The organism is Burkholderia sp. M6-3, assembly GCF_050858985.1.
Taxonomy (GTDB): domain Bacteria; phylum Pseudomonadota; class Gammaproteobacteria; order Burkholderiales; family Burkholderiaceae; genus Paraburkholderia; species Paraburkholderia caledonica.
Genome location: NZ_CP110092.1, coordinates 367325 through 384863, shown reverse-complemented (window position 1 = coordinate 384863; position 17539 = coordinate 367325). Strand labels below are relative to the sequence as shown.

At 56.8% G+C, this 17539-nt stretch carries 15 protein-coding genes and 3 pseudogenes; 9 read left to right on the top strand and 9 right to left on the bottom strand.

The window, feature by feature from the left end; translation table 11 throughout:
* Window positions 1–557: 557 nt before the first annotated feature.
* From OH764_RS34390 to OH764_RS34370, 5 genes and pseudogenes are all read right to left on the bottom strand, one after another.
* Window positions 558–1571: a substrate-binding domain-containing protein gene (locus OH764_RS34390; RefSeq protein WP_498851420.1), complete on the bottom strand. Its 1014-nt coding sequence runs from the start codon at window positions 1569–1571 to the stop codon at window positions 558–560.
* A 78-nt stretch (window positions 1572–1649) separates the two neighbouring features.
* Window positions 1650–2210: a DsrE family protein gene (locus OH764_RS34385; protein ID WP_498851419.1), complete on the bottom strand. Its 561-nt coding sequence runs from the start codon at window positions 2208–2210 to the stop codon at window positions 1650–1652.
* 334 nt (window positions 2211–2544) lie between these two features.
* Window positions 2545–2799: a hypothetical protein gene (locus tag OH764_RS34380; RefSeq protein ID WP_498851418.1), complete on the bottom strand. Its 255-nt coding sequence runs from the start codon at window positions 2797–2799 to the stop codon at window positions 2545–2547.
* A 154-nt stretch (window positions 2800–2953) separates the two neighbouring features.
* A pseudogene (locus OH764_RS34375) lies at window positions 2954–3166 on the bottom strand (IS3 family transposase); the annotation flags it as partial.
* A gap of 12 nt (window positions 3167–3178) precedes the next feature.
* On the bottom strand, window positions 3179–4228 hold the full coding sequence (locus OH764_RS34370) for an IS110 family RNA-guided transposase (protein ID WP_498851417.1): 1050 nt from the start codon (window positions 4226–4228) through the stop codon (window positions 3179–3181).
* 463 nt (window positions 4229–4691) lie between these two features.
* Between OH764_RS34370 and OH764_RS34365 the strand changes: the two genes are divergently transcribed.
* From OH764_RS34365 to OH764_RS34350, 4 genes and pseudogenes are all read left to right on the top strand, one after another.
* On the top strand, window positions 4692–5801 hold the full coding sequence (locus tag OH764_RS34365) for a TQO small subunit DoxD (protein ID WP_498851416.1): 1110 nt from the start codon (window positions 4692–4694) through the stop codon (window positions 5799–5801).
* Window positions 5802–6046: 245 nt separating this feature from the next.
* Window positions 6047–6869, top strand: a pseudogene (locus OH764_RS34360) (IS30 family transposase).
* Window positions 6853–7002, top strand: coding sequence for a hypothetical protein (locus tag OH764_RS34355; protein WP_498851415.1), 150 nt, complete (start codon window positions 6853–6855; stop codon window positions 7000–7002). Before OH764_RS34360 ends, OH764_RS34355 begins: the two are co-directional and overlap by 17 nt.
* Before the next feature lie 30 nt (window positions 7003–7032).
* Window positions 7033–7242 (top strand): hypothetical protein, encoded by a 210-nt coding sequence (locus OH764_RS34350; RefSeq protein WP_498851414.1) that lies wholly within the window; start codon window positions 7033–7035, stop codon window positions 7240–7242.
* Between the two features lie 615 nt (window positions 7243–7857).
* Here the strand turns inward: OH764_RS34350 and OH764_RS34345 are convergent.
* The 4 genes and pseudogenes from OH764_RS34345 to OH764_RS34330 form a co-directional block, all read right to left on the bottom strand.
* Window positions 7858–7935 carry a hypothetical protein gene (locus OH764_RS34345; protein ID WP_498851752.1) on the bottom strand — a complete coding sequence of 26 codons (78 nt, stop codon included), beginning with the start codon at window positions 7933–7935 and terminating at the stop codon, window positions 7858–7860.
* 40 nt (window positions 7936–7975) lie between these two features.
* Window positions 7976–8377, bottom strand: a complete 402-nt coding sequence (locus OH764_RS34340; RefSeq protein ID WP_498851751.1) for an IS66 family insertion sequence element accessory protein TnpA — start codon at window positions 8375–8377, stop codon at window positions 7976–7978.
* Between the two features lie 395 nt (window positions 8378–8772).
* A pseudogene (locus OH764_RS34335) lies at window positions 8773–9066 on the bottom strand (IS66 family transposase); the annotation flags it as partial.
* Window positions 9067–9068: 2 nt separating this feature from the next.
* Window positions 9069–10127 carry a LacI family DNA-binding transcriptional regulator gene (locus OH764_RS34330; RefSeq protein ID WP_498851413.1) on the bottom strand — a complete coding sequence of 353 codons (1059 nt, stop codon included), beginning with the start codon at window positions 10125–10127 and terminating at the stop codon, window positions 9069–9071.
* A 174-nt stretch (window positions 10128–10301) separates the two neighbouring features.
* Here OH764_RS34330 and hisD point away from each other — a divergent pair, with 174 nt between their 5' ends.
* From hisD to OH764_RS34305, 5 genes are all read left to right on the top strand, one after another.
* Window positions 10302–11615 carry a histidinol dehydrogenase family protein gene (hisD, locus tag OH764_RS34325; protein WP_498851412.1) on the top strand — a complete coding sequence of 438 codons (1314 nt, stop codon included), beginning with the start codon at window positions 10302–10304 and terminating at the stop codon, window positions 11613–11615.
* A gap of 581 nt (window positions 11616–12196) precedes the next feature.
* The gene (locus tag OH764_RS34320; RefSeq protein WP_498851411.1) at window positions 12197–13165 is read left to right on the top strand and encodes a cyclase family protein; all 969 of its coding nucleotides are present in this window, start codon (window positions 12197–12199) and stop codon (window positions 13163–13165) included.
* A gap of 42 nt (window positions 13166–13207) precedes the next feature.
* Window positions 13208–13972, top strand: coding sequence for an SDR family NAD(P)-dependent oxidoreductase (locus OH764_RS34315; RefSeq protein WP_498851410.1), 765 nt, complete (start codon window positions 13208–13210; stop codon window positions 13970–13972).
* A gap of 162 nt (window positions 13973–14134) precedes the next feature.
* The gene (locus OH764_RS34310; protein ID WP_498851409.1) at window positions 14135–15571 is read left to right on the top strand and encodes an MFS transporter; all 1437 of its coding nucleotides are present in this window, start codon (window positions 14135–14137) and stop codon (window positions 15569–15571) included.
* Between the two features lie 67 nt (window positions 15572–15638).
* Window positions 15639–17429, top strand: coding sequence for a CocE/NonD family hydrolase (locus OH764_RS34305; protein ID WP_498851408.1), 1791 nt, complete (start codon window positions 15639–15641; stop codon window positions 17427–17429).
* Window positions 17430–17539: the final 110 nt, after the last annotated feature.

Here is a 17539-nt window from a genome sequence, read left to right as displayed (position 1 = left end):
GATAGCACGATTCGGCAATCCCGGCTGAGCGGCGCCGACCGAGTCGCCGCGGTCCTCGTCGTCGAGGTCTTTACCATCTCCGCGCCGGCAGCGCGCAGCCCAACCTTGGGCGCACCGTCATCCTGCCCTAAATGCTTAGTGCGATCGCGTTGCGCAGTAGAAAGCGAGCGTACATCTGCGCGGCGGCGATAATAACTTCCTCCTGACCGTCGGTCATGCGGTGCACGCCGAGGAGGTTGAGGGCTCTGACGTCGAAAAAAATCTATGTGCTGCTGCAGCGACGTTTATTTCCCTGTCAGTGAGTGGCTCAGCCGCGTGCCATGGCGCGAGAATATCCTCGATGCACAAATCATCTTTGAGTCCGATGATCGCCCCTGTAATGCTAGGCAGTGACGTATAGAGGGCTTCGGCGACAGCAGCCCGATTTCGCTTTTTATGAACCGCCACGTGCGAATCCGATTGCCTGAGGCTAAGGGAGCGATCCCGACTGGAAAATGACCGGGATGCGTGGTACCGAGGGCACCCCGGCATGTGGTCCAAGCAGGTGGCAGGCGCGTTCACCCGGCGTTAGCCTGGTACGGCTTGAACCCGTACCGCTCGAAGATGGCGAGCCCCTCGGGCGAGCGGATGAAGTCCAGCCAACGTTGAGCCGCCTCCGCGTGGGGCGCATGCTTTGTTATGGCCCCGGCATAGATTGCCGTCGTGTTGTCTGCCGTAGGAATGTCCACATGGCTGATGTCATGGCCGGCCTGTTCCTGGAACACCGCCTCCGATTGCCATGTGACACCTGCCTGCGCCTTGCCCTGCATGATCCACAGCGGTGTCTGCCGGTGATGGATGTGCGTCAGCACGGTCGACCCGTCGGCGACTTTGGTACTGTACACCTCGTTGAGCAGAGTGTGGCCCCCAGCATGTTCGAGCGAGGTTTTGATCTGCCGTGCGATCCCCTCGAATTTGGGATTCGGCATCGCTAGGCGGACCTCGGGCCGGCCGAGGTCGGCGAGTCCTGAGATATGGGCGGGGTTGCCGCGCGACACCATGATGGTTAGTGTGTTCATCACATACGGCACAACCGGCCGCTGCAGGCGTCCCAGGTCAATCTGCTTCTGAACCGCCTTCAGCCCGGCGAGATACACATCAGCCGGAACGGTCCAGGTCATGTTGCCGACCGTAATCGTGCCGCCGTCTGCCATCTGCTTGACCAGCAGGCCGGGGGGAATCGTCTCCCAGTAGATGTGGCCTTTGTATTGTGGATAACGCGCTTCGAACGCTTGCACGAGCGGCGCCATCGCAAAGAAGTAGTTGCCGCCTACATAGAGCACTAGAGACGGATGAAGCGGGTCGCCATGGAAGTCAGCAAGGTTGTCCGCATCGGGCTCGGTGAACATAAGGCCGCGTACCGGACTGTCATTGTTCGCACCGCGTTGCCAGGGTGGATAAGCGCTTTGGCTATGCGAGATGCCGACGGTGCCCGGGGCCGGCTCGCCCTCTGCGTGGGCAGATCCTATAACAAGGGCGCCGATGGCGCTCATCATGAATAAGGCGAGATTGTTTCGTTTGATGGTTGACATTCAGTGGACTCCAAACAATTAATGCAGGTACGCTTTGCCCGGCAGTCCGCACTACCAGTACCCGCGACGAACGTGCAGTTAGAGTTGCATGAGCGCGTAACCCTGCTGCTGGAGCGTGGTGACAGTGGTCAGGCCGGAAAGCGCAACCTTGATATCCCGGTCAATCCAGTTGTACAGGAAATGATGCTCGGCCACTGCCTGCCCGCACACCGCGATTGTCACGCCGGCCTTCTTGAGCTCGGCAATCAGCGGAAGATTGGGGTTGGCCACGCCAAACGCTGCCTGGTAGTGCGCATTGTCGAGTGCGATCGGTGTCGCCGCGCCATACGCAACCGCTATAAATTTCAGTTTCGCCAATGGTACCCCTGAAGCGACATAGAGATTGACCGTGCGCGCCACGCGATCCAGCGCTGGGTTGACCTTATCAGGCTGTGCAGCGGCCTCGGTCAGCGCAAAGACCACCTTGTAGGTATGGCCAGGCTGTGGTTTGAACGCGCTGTCCGGCAGGTAGTGCATGTTGCCGTAGCCCTGAATCGCGGGCGTCGTCCAGAAGGCAGCCGAATCGGTAGGCGCGGCGAGCGCTGACGTCGATGCAACCGCAACGAGCGCTGTAACGAAAAGAGATCTGATTGCGTTCATGACGAATTCTCTCAATGGCGATGTATAAAAATAACTGGAGCTAAATTGCCGCGCGGGTCATAAAATGAAGGCCCGCTTGGCCACAGAACGTCTGGGTCCCGACTGCGTTCCATCTCAGCCACAATCCTGATGCAAGCCGTACATGTCGCGCATCGTCGCAGAGCTGTTCGCACAGGATGACGAAGTAGGGCAAGCCGTAGGCTAAACGCGAGGCGGGCGGACGCAGCCCGCCGCCTCGACGCGCCCGGTTTCAGCCCTGCGAGGTTGATGAAGACGATGCACCGCTGGACATCAGGACGGGTGGGCATCAATGCGTGCCCGATTTTTACTACGCTCAGGGTCCATACAGCGTTGAATTGAGGCGTGCTAGAGAGCCATCCTCCTCCGCCTCAATAAGCTGCTCATAGACCTCCTTGCGGGTTTTCCCATGCGTCTGCTGGACAGCGGCGTCGGAGGTCCCCTGTCGAGGTTGTGAAACTTCCAATTGGGACGCGCCGGCGTTTGGCTGAGCAGCATTGGTTGCCGAACAGAAAAGCGATGCCGTGATTATCAATGCGACAAAGCCGGTAGAACAGAAAAGCTTATTCATTGTCGGTCCTTACATTTGGGTTGAGTATTTAGCCCGTTGCGATCGATGTAATCGGCGGAAGTGCATGGCTCAGTGTAGGGGTACCGGTCAGTAAGGAAAAATACAATGGTTATATCCCTGCCATGCGTTGTGTGTATATGGGTGTCGTGGTCAACTAGTTTCGGACAGGCAGATAAGTTCTTTCGCTCGGATTCGCCTCGTAGGCGGCGGGCGACAGATAGCCCAGCGCGGAGTGCAGGCGCACCGGATTGTAGAAAGCAACGATGTACTGGTTGATATCGCGCCGAGCCTCATCGTGGTTGGCGTACTGACGCTGCCAAACGCGCTTCATTTTGAGGTTCAGGAAGAATCTCTCCATCACCGAATTGATGCTCCTATGTCAAGAAGCACGCGTCGACCCGGTCAGATCAGCCAGGATGAGCGGGTACAGTTCCCGGACGGTATAGCGCTTCAGGCAAAGACGAATTTCCTTGTTCGACATCCCTTCCTTTGTCCGGCGCTCGACGTAAGCCCGTGTCCTGGGATCGCTGCGCATACGCACCATGGCAATGGTCCACAAGACATTATTGGCGGATCGGTCACCGCCCCTGTTCAGGCGGTGTCGGACCGTCTTGCCAGATAACGCTTGCAAGGGACTCGTGCCACAAAGCGCTGCCAGTGCCGCCTCACTTTTCAAGCGCTCGGGGTTGTTGCCGGCGACAGCGATCAAGACGGCGGCCGTCTGCGGTCCCACGCCGAATCTTTCTCGAAGGCGTCGAGCATGCTGAGTCGTCAGACTCTCAAGCATGGCATCGGGCGCCTTGAGCTCTTCGTCCAACGCAATCCAGCGCTTGGCCAGTAATCGCAGCGTTGTCGTCAGCGCCTGCAAGACGGGGGTAGTCCCCAACGAGCGCAGACGTGCGCAACTTACAATGCATTGTGCGGTCTTCGTCTTGAGAAGACGCTCGCGAATATCCTGTGGCGCGCTCACCAGCAGCGCCCGCAATTGATTGATCGCTTGTGTCTTGGCCTTGACGGCGCTGCGACGAGCGACGGAGACTGCTCGCATCGCTTCGGCCACTCCGGACTGCTCTTTAGGAATCGCCGTCGCTCTTCCTGCGAGCACTGCCCGCGCGGCGTTTTCCGCATCGGTGGGATCGGACTTTCCTCGCGATCGACGCGCGGCTCGATCAGGGCGATTGACCTCCAGCACCTCAACGTCATGATCTCGCAGCACGCGGGCCAAGCCCGCGCCATAGGTGCCGGTCCCTTCAACGCCAGCGCGGCACAGGTGACCGTGAGAATTCGCCCAGGTCAGCAGTTTGAGATATCCTGCCGTGTCGGCAGAAACCGACAGCGTTCCTAGGAGCCTTCCCGTTTCGCTAATTACTGCACCGACATGCGTATCCAGATGCGTGTCGACGCCCAGAATTACTTCGTTTTGTTCCATGTGTGTTTTCGTCGTAGTGGGCGCATCGCCAATCCCACTCGCTGGACAGGACACTCACGGTGCAGAACAAAGCTCCTATCAGGTCACAAACGCTGGGCCCGGCAACACTCGGGGAACGCCGGAGCCCGACCGACAGGTCAATGCCAGGGCAACTCGGCTAATCCCAACCCGGGTCAATCGGTCCGGCGTTCGAGGCGTATATGGACTGAGTGTTCTCCTATCGACCTGTCCGAGGAAATTAGACCACTACAGGGTGCTCATCAATAAGCATACGAAGGCGCCATTTCATCACGTTTAATATATTTGAATAGCAGAGGCTTATGGCGCCGATGCAATTAAGGTATTTTTACGGCCGCGTTCCTTTCGATACGATGTAAAGCGATGATTGATGAATCGGTGAGGCTGCAAGAGCGGGTAGCAGACTTCCCGTCCCACGACACACACTGACTTCAGAGGTTCCTCCATGAGTTCAAATGTATTGCCTGCGGTCATTCATGAGCGTTCTGCGGGCCAGCCAGACCAGCGCATATGGCGTATTTCGGCGATATCCCTAGTGTCGGTCCGTGCCATTCAGGGCTTCATCTATTGGGGAGGGGGTTCGCGGCGATTCATTTATGGGCCTAGCAAGCTCAATCCGCATGCCGCACACTGGATGGCCAACAAGTTGCAGACGGCGATGCCAGGCGCGCTGCTAGGGTTGGACCATGTAATCAGCTTCATGCTGCATCATTTCTATCTGCTGTACGGCGGCGTCATTCTTTTTAGCGCCGCCGAACTTGTCGTTGGACTTATGCTGATGGCGGGCCTCTTCACGCGTGCTGCTGCGCTCGCTTCTATGGGGTTTTCCGTGGTGCTGATGCTTATGTTCGGCTGGCAAGGGGCGACATGCATCGACGAATGGACCATGGCGGCCTGTAATTTGGCGATGGGTGCGACGTTGCTGTTGGGCGGCAGCGGGGCCTGGTCGGTGGACAATGTCCTGCTGCGCAGCCAGCCGCGATGGAAAAGTAGTGGCTGGTTCCAGTGGGCATCAGGATGCAAGGCACTGCCGCTTTCGGATACTGATTTTCGTAACCTCGCCCTCACGGTATTGACTTTTGTTCTCGTGTTCAACGTTGGCACATATAGCTACTACCGCGGCTCCGTCGTAACGCCATTTCATAGTGGTCCTATCAGTCCGACCGTCCATCACCTAACGTTGACTCGCGCGGCCATCCTCGCTGATGGTAGCGTGCGCTTTCACGTCGCGCTCGATGCCGGGACCCCCGAGGCGCCGGTGCATGTCGTCGCGGCTGCGCTGCTCGATGCGAACGGGAAGCCCGTCGCGCAATGGGACGCCGAGGCACTTTCAAAGATGTCAAAGTCCGCGTTCAACAACGACTACGCCTATAACAAATTCGGCCCAGGCCCATTCGGTCTGCGCGCGGCGATGGGCGCCGCTTCGATCATTACACTACCACCGGTCGCAGTTCATACGCAGGCTATCGCCTGTGCGCGGAAACTGCAACTGACGGATGTCGATGGAAGAGCCTTTTCGACGGCTCTGGAAGACGCTTCAGGGCGCCTGCATTGATAGAGCCGATCAATCGCCACCAGTCGTCGAGTTGCCGCTCAGCGGCCGAGACATCCAACGGCCGGAAGGGGGCTCACTGCCGTTCGACGACGGTCAAGCCCGCTCACGGACATTATTTTCTGCCGTCGGGTTAGGAATGCTTTCCCGATCGTGCGCGCGTTCACGGAGCAACGACAGCATTGGCCTGCGAATTCAACCGTCGATGCAACACAATAGAAGCTGCGTGAGCAGCGGGAGTGTTGCAGATGAAGTACCGAACCCGGATCTATTACAGCGAGAGCCACAAGGCGTTAATGTGGGAACTCTGGCGGAAAGGCGAATCGCTTCAGCATATTGCGCAACTGCTCGATCGGAGCGACTCATCGATTGAGGGAATTCTGGCGCAGATCGGCGGAACACAACCGGCACCGCGACATCGTTCCAGACTGGCATTGACGCTAGCCGAGCGCGAGGAGATATCGCGCTCACTGGTAGCCGGGGACTCGATCCGTTCGGTGGCCAGCACAGGCCCGCGGAGCGCTAAAGAGGGAATTGCTGGAGCATTTGCGCCGAACGCGAGCGATGGGTCGTTCACGTCATCACACCATGACGACGGACGATCACGGCTGAATTTGCGACGCTGTATCGATCAGTGCACGCCCCGCGACAGCGGAAGACTGTGCGCTACTGGGGAATTGGGAAGGTGATCTGCTGTTTGGTAACGCGAACAGCCAGATTGCAACTCTCGTCGAACGTCAAACCCGCTACGTCATGCTGGAGAAGATTGCGAGCAAGGATACAAAGACCGTCGTCAACGCCCTCATAAAACATGGTGGCAAACTGCCTCACGAGCTGTACAGATCACTGACCTGGGATCGGGGCAAAGAGATGGCTGGGCACAAGCGCTTCACGGTGGCTACCGAGATCGCTGTCTACTTCTGCGATCCGCAGCATCCCTGGCAACGCGGCTCGAACGAAAACACGAATGGATTGCCGAGGCAGTACTTCCCGAAAGGTACCGATCTCTCCGTCCACTCCCAGGCCAGGCTTGATGCAGTGGCAAGGCGGCTCAATGAGCCCGATCGATGAAGCCGTTGGTGCACTGGTCGTCGCGTCGATGACTCCGGCTGCCGTTGACTTCGCATGGGAGATACGCAGGGAAATCGAAGCGCGTCACGATGAAGCCGACCGATTACGCTTGCGCGCTATCGAACGCGCGTAGTTCGATGCAGATCTTGCGCAACGGCGATTCATGCTGGTCGACCCAGGTAACCGACTGGTCGCCGACACCCTCGAGCACGAATGGAACGACAAGCTGCGCATATTAGCCGACGCGAGAGAACAAAGGGAGCGTAGCCAGCAGCAGGAGCGTCTCGTACTCGACGACGCGATCCGCGACCGGCTCATCGCAATGACAGCGGGCTTCAAAACTCTTTGCGTGATCCATCGCTGGCGAATCTAGAGCGAAAGCGGCTGCTAGCGTACATTGTCGAGGACGTCACACTGCTCAAACTTCCTGGCGAATGGACAACGAAGATTCACGTTCGCTTCAAGGCCGGCAAGACTGAAACGCTCACGGCGCAGAATCCCAAAACATCTGCACAACAGGTCAAAACCCAGCCAGCGGTCCTCGAGCTTATCGACAAGCTTCTCGATGACCATACATGCTCTTAGATTGCGCAGCTCCTTAATGATCGGGGCATCCGTCCCGGCGGTTTTGTCCGTCCAGGTAAGGCGAACATTCGGTTCGACGCGCTGCGCGTCTCATACATCGCACAGCGATACGGGCTTCCATCCCGCCGCGACAGACTGCGCGACCGCGGCATGCTCACAAAACTCGAGGCTGCAGCTCGACTCGGCATCCACGAAGCAACACTCACCAGATGGGTCGAATACGGCCTTGTCAAACGACACGCCTATAACGATTATGCGTTCCTCTATGAAGTCCCGGATTCCCACCCGCCTGTGAAGCACAGCAGCAGATGGGATCGACTCACTGATCGCGCGACAGCGGCGCCAGCGAGCGCAGCATCCAACACCCTCTGATTCAAGAAAAGGAGTTGCAGTATGATTCCAGCTAGTTGTACCAGAGCGCGAAGCCGGTACGGTCCCAATAGAGGCACTGCACCTTCGTGAGGTCACGGCCGACGAACACGAACAAGTTGCCCGAAGCCGGTTTCTGCGCAAGCAGCGGTTCAACAGATACGACAGTGTGTCGGTCGACTTGCGCGTGTCGACCGGCTCGCGGCACATGTAGGCTCGAACGTCAGCGGCGAGCAGCACCGTGCACCGCGAAGCTGGCCAAGCACAAAGCGCACAATGCGCTCCGCATGCACGCCACTCATTTCGATGCGAACGCCGGCGATCGATAACGTAACGCGATCACGCGTCGACGATGATGGCGTATCGGCTGACGCAGATGATGGTATCGCCGCAGGCTCACCTTCGAGGCGCGCAATGACAAACGCGGCGTCGGCCGTCACGGCCAGCGGACTCGTTGCAGGCGTTTCACCCGTAAACTTCTTGCACCCCAATCCCAAAGGGCTGACGGCCAGGCCTTGGTCGCGACAGAAACGTCGAGTGCCAACGCCGCTCATCCTCCATGCCGCTCCCATCTCTTGCCAGAACGCTTCGCCCTGGCGAGGGCGTCGTGTGCGCGTCCGCACCGCAGCTCGGGCCACCGCGTCGTCGTCCATCGCATCACTCCCTCCACTACGATGGCCAAACCTTCGCATCATGCACGCGGACCCTCAAGACGGGTTGCGCTGACGAATACCGCGCAACGCCCGACCTTGCCGAACCGGTCACGTTCGCGAAATCGGCAGTCACGTTCGCCGAAATACGCAGGCGTCCGAACGGATCAAAGCAAGACTTGGATTGCGCATTGTGTGAGCTCTTACGGCGCGCATGCTATATCTACGTTTATAGATCGCAGAGAAGCAGAGAAGGGCGTTGCCTGGTGACAATGTTGGAGGTCGCGAACGCACCGGCATAGAGCGCGCTCAACCGGTAGATCGTCTATTTCGAACTGGCCTTCGTCGCAAGACCGTCGAGTGCTGCCTAACGGTTCAACGCACAGAGAATCGCTCGCCTCGTGGCCGCTTTGCGCGGGAGCGATTCTAACGTCGTTGTGAGCCATAGGGATAATTGAGTATTGGCCGTGCAAGAGCCTGACGAAGCTGGCGGCGCTCGTCGGGCATCTTGCCCCGAATGTTTCGTCAATCCTGCATAGCGCACGGTAACGCTCGAGCGCTTTGATGTGCAACGCATTGGGGCGCGATGCGTTACTCATCCATATCGCGCAAGCCGGGCGGTCGTCTCGCGGCGCACCAGCTGGATGGGCAAGATGTCGTGGATAGGCGCGCCCATACCGCCGGCGCGGATGCGCTCCACCAATCGCCGAGCAGCCGTTCTGGCCATTGCTTCGACTGGCTGTCGGATTGAAGTAAGTCCGACGAGCGGCGAGCCGGCCAGCGGCATATCGTCAAAACCGATTATCGATAACTGTTGCGGCACCGCGATGCCCTGTCTTTTCGCTGCTTCAAGGATGCCCAGCGCGATAGTGTCATTTCCGGCGATGATGCCAGTTACACGGTCGTCATTGCCTAACATAGCAATCGCGCTTGAATATCCCGCTTCACTGGTGTACTCACAGAAGACGAGGGGCACCGATTCGACGAGTCGCCCCGTGTGCTCTAACCACTGCAACGCCCCTTTGACGCGATCTCGGCTTGTGGAAGTATTTTGAGGGCCCATAATAAGTCCAATCTTGCGGTGACCAAGGTCATACAAGTGTTGGGCAGCGAGCGCCCCGGCGTGGACATTATCGATTTCTACCGTATCCACCGTTACTTCCCCTGCGGACCGAACAACAAGCACAAGGGGTATTCCTCTCCTTTGCATTTCTGCTACAACTGGCGAGTCAAGTGTCGCCGTCGCAAAGATCATTCCATCGAGATAGCCGTCGATGAGGGGGCGGAAAGCGAGTAAGTTTTCCGAATCGTTCATCGAGTCGATCATCAAGGTAATTTGATAGTCAAACTCGTGCAGCGAGTCATGGATATGCGTTAACAATTGCGTCATAAATCTGTTGTGCAGCGCCCCAACGACTACTCCGATCAGCTTCGTGGCGGATTTGCGCACGGGTCGCCCCTGCGCTGGCAGTCTGTAGCCCATTTCTGCGGCGACAGCCTGTACGTTACCTCGGGTCCTGCTGCTTATTGCAGGATGGCCCGCCAGTGCGCGCGATACGGTCGAGACTGATATGCCCAGTCTGGCAGCGACGTCTGCCAGCCGTACTTTCGACTGCCGAGTTGTGCTTGCGGCATCTTGCCAGGTATTTTCCATACTTTTACCGATCTGTAAGCTTGAGGTTGTGACTTGTGAGCGCGGGTCGCTCAACGCACTAGGGTAACTATGGACTGTTTGCGCAAGTTTTGCACTAAAATTTGCGATAGATTTGCATGTACGCAGCGAGCCAAATTTCGGAACGTTGCCGCCACCCATAAATAGGAGATGCAAATGTCCATCCAATATTTGAAGCGCGGTCGAAGTGCAGAAGACTCTTCCGAAGATGCACTCAAAGTTAGAGACGTGGTCGCCGGTATTCTCGCGGACGTGGCCGCGCGAGGTGATGAAGCCGTCGCGGAATATTCAGCCCGGTTTGATAACTGGTCTCCTGACAGCTTTCGTCTTTCTGATGACGAGATCGTAAGCTGCGTACGCTCGCTTTCTACAGGCCAAATCGATGACATAAAGTTTGCACAGGCACAAGTGCGCAGATTTGCACAAGCTCAGCGCGAGTCGCTACTTGACGTCGAAGTCGAGACCATGCCAGGCGTCGTCCTCGGACATAAGAACATGCCGGTAGACAGCGTCGCCTGCTACGTTCCGGGTGGAAAATTTCCGCTCGTGGCTTCAGCGCATATGGGTGTGGTGACTGCTAAAGTCGCGGGTGTTCCTCGAATTATTACTGCATCGCCGCCTGTGGGCGGCAAGCCTAACCCCGCAGTAGTGGCTGCGATGCACCTTGGCGGTGCGGACGAGATTTACACCTTCGGCGGGGTCCAGGCGATCGCCGCAATGGCGCTTGGCACACAGACAATCAAGCCGGTGTCGATGGTCGTCGGGCCGGGAAACGCATTTGTCGCGGAAGCCAAACGTCAACTCTTCGGGCGAATCGGCATTGACCTTATTGCGGGACCATCCGAAACGCTGGTGATCGCTGACGATAGTGTCGATGCTGAGCTTTGCGCTACCGACTTGTTGGGTCAAGCCGAGCATGGTTTTAATACGCCGGCGATTTTGCTGACCAACTCGTTGCAATTGGCGAGGGACACGATGTCCGAAATCGAGCGTCTGCTCAAGATCCTGCCAACGGCAAATACAGCAGGTGTGTCATGGAGAGACTTCGGTGAAGTAATCGTAGTTGATACGCTTGATGAGATGGTTTCGGAAGCGGACCGTATTGCCTCAGAGCACGTACAGGTAATGACGCTAGATCCGGATTACTTCCTCAAGCACATGAGGAACTATGGTGCGCTGTTCCTTGGTGCCCGCACCAATGTCGCCTACGGTGACAAGGTCATCGGCACTAACCACACATTACCTACTGGCAAAGCAGCACGTTACACAGGCGGTCTCTGGGTTGGCAAGTTTATCAAGACGTGCACTTATCAGAAAGTGTTGACGGACGAAGCAAGTACCTTGGTCGGCTCGTACTGCTCGCGGCTGTGCGCCATCGAAGGAATGATCGCACACGGTGAGCAGGCCAACATTCGCGTGCGTCGCTTCGGTGGACAGGACGTGCCTTACGGTTCAGCAGTACCCGCTTAGCGCGCAATTGGTTCTGACGCGACCGGCGGCGGATAATCGATGTAACGTGCGCAACGCTTCATAAGTGCATGTAGGCACTCTCGCCGCCATCGGGACATGTCATTTCACGCGAAGGGATAAGTGTTAGTCGAGGCGCGAAATGCTGCATGATAAACCACAGCAATTTCGCGCGGGTCGAACGTGGCTTTTAGGGTAGCCAAGCCAACAGCGAGGTGCATAGAGAGTTGGGCGGTCTCTCCTAAACTCGGCGACAGGCAGCAAAGAAAACCAACATGTGTTGCGGGTGACTATATAGTTCGTTGTGCTGAGTAACGTCCGTTCTATTGCCGAATATACGACCAATGAGGTTTTGTCTGATAAACCCCTGATTTTTTCTACGGAACATTGCCTTCAGCCGGTGGGACTCTGGTTACCTTAACTGGCGGAAGAAACGGTCAGTACGAGCCACATGGACCGGTGGCGTCCAAACACGCCGCGGTGCGACGGATAGAGGCGGTCTGGCTGTGTACGACAAGCTGGACCGCGATTGATATCGCAGGCAAACGTGCCGATTACGAGGAACTCAATAAAGGAGAAGTGAGATGACGCATCGTTATGACGAAAGAAAGTTCGGTCTAGATCACGTCCGGTCGACGGCAGAACGCTGTAAAAACTGGGGCAAATGGGGCCCGGACGATGAAATCGGTACGTTGAACTACGTCACTGAGCACGACATTCGCGAGGCCGCGAAGCTTGTCCGTAAAGGACGGGTTTTTTCGCTGGGCTTGAACTTTGACCGTGAAGGCCCCCAGAAAGGGCTTTGGGGAAATCGCTTCAATCCAATCCACACCATGCTCGCAACGGGGACGGATGCCGTCGCGGGCAACCAAGATGCCGGTGGACTGCGCTATGCCGACGACGCAGTTTCACTGCCGTTGCAATGCGGTACGCAATGGGACGCTCTCAGCCATATTTTCTTTGACGACAAGATGTGGAATGGCTACGACGCTAGACTCGTAGACAGTGACGGCGCACAAAAGAACGGCATTGAGAAGACGAAAGCGAGAATGGTCGGGCGCGGCGTCTTGCTCGATGTCGCACGTTACTTGAAGGTAGATTCTCTGGCCGACGGTGAAGCAATCTCGATCCAAGATCTTGAGGCTACCCAGAAAGCGCAAGGGGTGACAGTGCGACGCGGCGACTTCGTGATCGTTCGCACGGGTCACATGGAGCGCTGCCTTGCGAACGGTGACTGGGGTGATTATGCGGGTGGCGCTGCTCCAGGTCTAGCATTTGAGACCGCTAACTGGATCTATGAGAAACAGATTGCCGCCATCTGTACAGATACATGGGGTTGTGAAGTTCGCCCCAATGAGACCGATGATTGCACTCAACCTTGGCACTGGGTGGTTATACCCATGATTGGCATCAGTATGGGTGAAATCTTCTTCGTCAAAGAGCTTGCGGAAGACTGCGCGAATGACGGGATTTATGAATTCATGTTCACAGCGCCGCCGCTCCCGATAACCAAAGCTGTCGGCTCCCCACTGAATCCACTCGCAATCAAGTAAAACGGTGGTCGGGCCGAACGTCGCAGATCGATGGAGAATGAGATGGACAAAATGGTTGGTGCTTTCAGCCTTGTGGGACTAACTGCGCTTGTCACGGGCGCCGGTCGCGGAATCGGGGCGGAGATAGCCATGGCCCTTTCGCGCAACGGAGCAAATGTAATTGTGCTGAGCCGCAGTGGTACCGAACTGCGAAACGTTGTCGAGCAGATACAGCAGGAAGGAAACCTCGCGTCGCACATCGTTTGCGACGTTACCGATCCGGTCGCGTTCTCAACTGCGCTCAAGAGAATTGAACGACTGGATGTGCTTGTAAATAACGCCGGAACAAATTTCCCCGAGGCCTTTGTTGATGTGACACTAGAGCAGCTTGACGCGATGCTTTCGCTCAATGTTCGGTCCATCTTCACTGTGGCACAGGCCTGCGCGCGGAAGATGATCGGTAGCGGTAAGGAGGGAGGTGCGATCATCAATATGTCCTCCCAGATGGGGCACGTTGGAGCGATCCGACGCTCGGTCTACTGCATGACCAAACACGCGGTAGAAGGCCTAACGAAAGCTATGGCTCTTGAGCTGGCGGCTCATGGTATCCGAGTCAACACGATTGCTCCGACTTTCGTTGAGACGCCAATGACAAAGTCTTTTTTTGAACAGGATGACTTCCGCGACTGGGTAATGGAAAGGTTGCCAGCTGGCCGTCTATTGCCCGCTTCCGACGTGGCTGCGGCAGTCTGTTATCTGGCATCACGCGAAGCCTCAATGGTGACTGGTACCAGCCTTAGGATTGATGGAGGTTGGACAGCACAGTGAAAGAGCAGGCATAGAGCAGGCGAACCGCAGCCGCACCGATTCGCCCGTGGACTGCACATGAATGTTAGTGCGTGGACTTGATATAGAGGAGCCACCGCTGACAAACTAAAAAAACTGTTGCGCCATAACCGTCAGGCTAGCTACAAACTAAAGGAGACAACCATGTCTGGAGAGTTTCATCAAAGTGACTTGCTATCGATATATGCGTCGACTAAGCCAACGAAACGATACTATTGTGCATTTTCGGTATTTTGCCTTGGGTTCACCCTCGACTTCTTCGATTTCTACCTCGTAGGTTTCCTGCTCGCGGTCCTCGGGCCCGGATGGCATCTTACCTATGGCCAGTCATCGATAATTCTACTCAGCGCTGGCGCCGGCGCGATCCTTGGCTCTCTGTTCACGGGAGCACTGGCCGACGCCTACGGCCGGAAACGAGTTCTTTTGGCAAGTACGAGTCTCTGTGGTTGCGCCGCCGGCGCAGTCGCTTTCCTGCCAGAGGGGGCTTGGCAATGGTTCGCGATACTTCGCTTTCTTGTAGGCTTTGGACTCGCTGGCGCCGCGACTACACAGACCGTCCTTCTGGTCGAACATACGCCTGCGAGCTTCCGCACGCGATTAACCGGATTTCCGTTCGTGGCTGCGTCGGTTGGTTCTCTTATTGCATCGATTTCCGCTGCCACATTACTTCATGCATTTGGCTGGAGAGGGGTTGCGGCGCTCGGCTTTTCGCCGTTGCTGGTCACTCTCTCGGCTATCTTTCTCGTTCCCGAGTCAGCTCAATGGCTGATCAGTAAAGGGAGATACGCTCGTGCGCGCGCCGTAATCGGCGGGCTCCTGGACGTGGACCCGAACGGGCTGCCAACCATTTCGACGGAAAGCGGCAGTCGGGAGGAGGCTGCGCCAAGCGGGCGAATCAGTGAGTTGAAGGCCTACACAGGTAGGACGGTGCTGGTGGTCCTGAGCTGGGCCGCGCTCAGCACAGCTGGGTACGGTGTTTATCTGTGGGGGCCGACGATCGTGGCTCTGCTGCTGAAGATCGCTCCTGCACAAGCCGCAGGGTATTTCGTTATTGTGGCGCTAGCGGGTATTGCGGGCCGCTTATTATTGTCAATCTTTCCTCGGTGGCTCGCGCGGAGAAGGGTCTGCGGAGCTATGGGGTTGGGATTAGCCGCCGCGCTGATTCTTGCCGGGATGTACTCGCAAACCATCGTTCTCGGCTTTCCCGTCTTCGTGGCGCTTGTCGCTGTCGGCGCACTTTTCTTTGACGGGGGCTGGTGTGTAATAGGCCCTTATTCTGCTGAAATTTTCCCAACTAGGCTCGCCGCTCGTGCGATTGGCGTAGGCCAAGCTGCAAACGGAGTTGGAAAGATTCTTGGGCCATTATGCCTCGCGTTGATCGCCGGAACGGGAAATATGGTAACGCCCCGCGCAACGGCGGACGCCGTGTTGCCCGCTTTTGTTTTTCTAGGTTGTTGTGGCTTGCTAATTTGCCTACTTTTTTTCTTTTTTGCACCCGCCGATGCCTCCGAACGCGGTGAGATCGGTATTGACCTACCTATCGATAGTGGTAGCCGCGCCAAAAGAGTCGTAGCTCACTGAGCGGTCTCTTTCTGGCCGTTCGTAAACTATGCATCTGTCCGCAAGTTCCTTTTCCAGGAGAAGATGAATGAATGCTTCACAAGAGACCAGCAAGCTGGCACCGGTTGACTCTGCTGCCCGGAGGATTGAAACCCGGCTTGGCATGATCATTGAATGGGATGTGCCAATAGTAATGGCCGATGGCATTGTGCTCAGGGCAGACGTTTTTCGGCCGGCAAAAGAAGGGAGGTTCCCTGTTCTGATGTCGCACGGGCCATACGGAAAGCTCCTGCATTTCGAGGACGGCTATAAAACTGCGTGGGACCGCATGGTCAACGAGCATCCCGACGTTGCCGCGGGCTCAACTAACGCTTACCAAAGTTGGGAGGTTGCGGACCCAGAGAAATGGGTGCCGCACGACTATATTTGTATTCGTGTAGATAGCCGCGGCGCCGGGCGCTCCCCTGGCTATCTCGAGACGTGGTCGGCGCAAGAAATTAAAGACTTTGCGCGCTGCATTGACTGGGCCGGCACACAGCCGTGGTGCAATGGCAAAGTGGGCTTGAGCGGTATCTCCTACTACGCAAACAACCAATGGCAGGTTGCTGCGGAAAAGCCCAAGCATCTTGCGGCCATCTGCGTGTGGGAGGGGTTCCAAGACTACTATCGCGAGATGTTCTTCCACGGTGGCATTTATTGCACATTTGCGCAGAATTGGTACGACATGCAGGTGAGGACTGTTCAGCACGGGCTTGGCAAGCGAGGCTATCGTAGCCGGCTCAATGGCGAATGGGTTTCAGGTCCGGATACATTGACCGAAGAACAATTGGGCAGCAACCGTATCGACATGTGGGATGAAATCATCAAGCATCCACTAATCGATGAGTTCCATACCTGTCGAACTCCTGACTGGAGTGATATTGACGTGCCCGTGCTTTCGGCGGCGAACTGGGGCGGGCAAGGGCTCCATCCACGAGGCAATTTTGAAGGGTATATGCTGGCGGCGTCAAAGCACAAGTGGCTAGAAGTCCATGGTATCGAGCACTGGACGCACTACTACACCGATTACGGTATCGCAATCCAGAAGCGCTTCTTTGACTATTTCTTAAAAGAGGAGGCCAACGGGTGGCTGGACGAACCCCCGGTTCGACTGCAGGTGAGGCATCCTGGAGAGCGCTTCGTGGAACGCTACGAAGACGGCTGGCCGATTCCGCGAACGCAATGGACGCGATATCACCTTTTAGCAGCTGGAAATGCGTTGTCCCTCCACGGGCAGTCCGAAATAACGGCCTTAGAGTTCGATGCTCTCGGCGATGGACTGACGTTTCTCACGCCTCCTTTGGAGGAAGCCATGGAGTTTACAGGACCGATTGCCGCCAAACTACATGTGTCCTCGACGACGACCGACGCCGATCTTTTCCTCGTTTTGCGAGTATTTTCAGCCGATTTGAACGAAGTCGTTTTTGTGGGCGCGCTCGACCCGCATACGCCGATTGCGCAGGGTTGGTTGCGTGCATCGCATCGGAAGTTGGACGTCGCGAAGTCGTTGCCGTTCCGCCCGTATCACACTCACGACGAGATTCAGCCGCTCGTTCCGGGTCAGATCTATGAGCTTGACATCGAACTGTGGCCGAGTTCTATCGTAGTTCCGCCAGGCGCTCGGATCGCGCTGAGCGTACGCGGGAAAGATTATGTATACCCGGGCGGTACAGGTGGCAGGCTCTCCAATATGAAAAACGAATTCACAGGATGTGGCCCGTTCCTGCACGATGATCCGCGCGACCGACCTGTGGAGACCTTTGGTGGCAAGACCACTTTGCACTTTGGTGAAGGCAGAGAAAACTATGTCTTGCTGCCGTTCATCCCGGAAAAGACGTAGTAAGCGTGTGACTGTCGCCGGCTTCTGACGAAAGCCGGCGGGAAATACGTGCCCACGAGTCCACGATTCATCGTGCTCCCGAGCCCGTCATTGAATAAGCGACCTGACGA

Bases quoted from the DNA above. Each gene is read 5' to 3' on its own strand.
- OH764_RS34390 (WP_498851420.1), bottom strand. From the start codon at position 1,571: ATGTCAACCATCAAACGAAACAATCTCGCCTTATTCATGATGAGCGCC.
- OH764_RS34385 (WP_498851419.1), bottom strand. From the start codon at position 2,210: ATGAACGCAATCAGATCTCTTTTCGTTACAGCGCTCGTTGCGGTTGCA.
- OH764_RS34380 (WP_498851418.1), bottom strand. From the start codon at position 2,799: ATGAATAAGCTTTTCTGTTCTACCGGCTTTGTCGCATTGATAATCACG.
- OH764_RS34370 (WP_498851417.1), bottom strand. From the start codon at position 4,228: ATGGAACAAAACGAAGTAATTCTGGGCGTCGACACGCATCTGGATACG.
- OH764_RS34365 (WP_498851416.1), top strand. From the start codon at position 4,692: ATGAGTTCAAATGTATTGCCTGCGGTCATTCATGAGCGTTCTGCGGGC.
- OH764_RS34355 (WP_498851415.1), top strand. From the start codon at position 6,853: ATGAGCCCGATCGATGAAGCCGTTGGTGCACTGGTCGTCGCGTCGATG.
- OH764_RS34350 (WP_498851414.1), top strand. From the start codon at position 7,033: ATGCTGGTCGACCCAGGTAACCGACTGGTCGCCGACACCCTCGAGCAC.
- OH764_RS34340 (WP_498851751.1), bottom strand. From the start codon at position 8,377: ATGAGCGGCGTTGGCACTCGACGTTTCTGTCGCGACCAAGGCCTGGCC.
- OH764_RS34330 (WP_498851413.1), bottom strand. From the start codon at position 10,127: ATGGAAAATACCTGGCAAGATGCCGCAAGCACAACTCGGCAGTCGAAA.
- hisD (WP_498851412.1), top strand. From the start codon at position 10,302: ATGTCCATCCAATATTTGAAGCGCGGTCGAAGTGCAGAAGACTCTTCC.
- OH764_RS34320 (WP_498851411.1), top strand. From the start codon at position 12,197: ATGACGCATCGTTATGACGAAAGAAAGTTCGGTCTAGATCACGTCCGG.
- OH764_RS34315 (WP_498851410.1), top strand. From the start codon at position 13,208: ATGGACAAAATGGTTGGTGCTTTCAGCCTTGTGGGACTAACTGCGCTT.
- OH764_RS34310 (WP_498851409.1), top strand. From the start codon at position 14,135: ATGTCTGGAGAGTTTCATCAAAGTGACTTGCTATCGATATATGCGTCG.
- OH764_RS34305 (WP_498851408.1), top strand. From the start codon at position 15,639: ATGAATGCTTCACAAGAGACCAGCAAGCTGGCACCGGTTGACTCTGCT.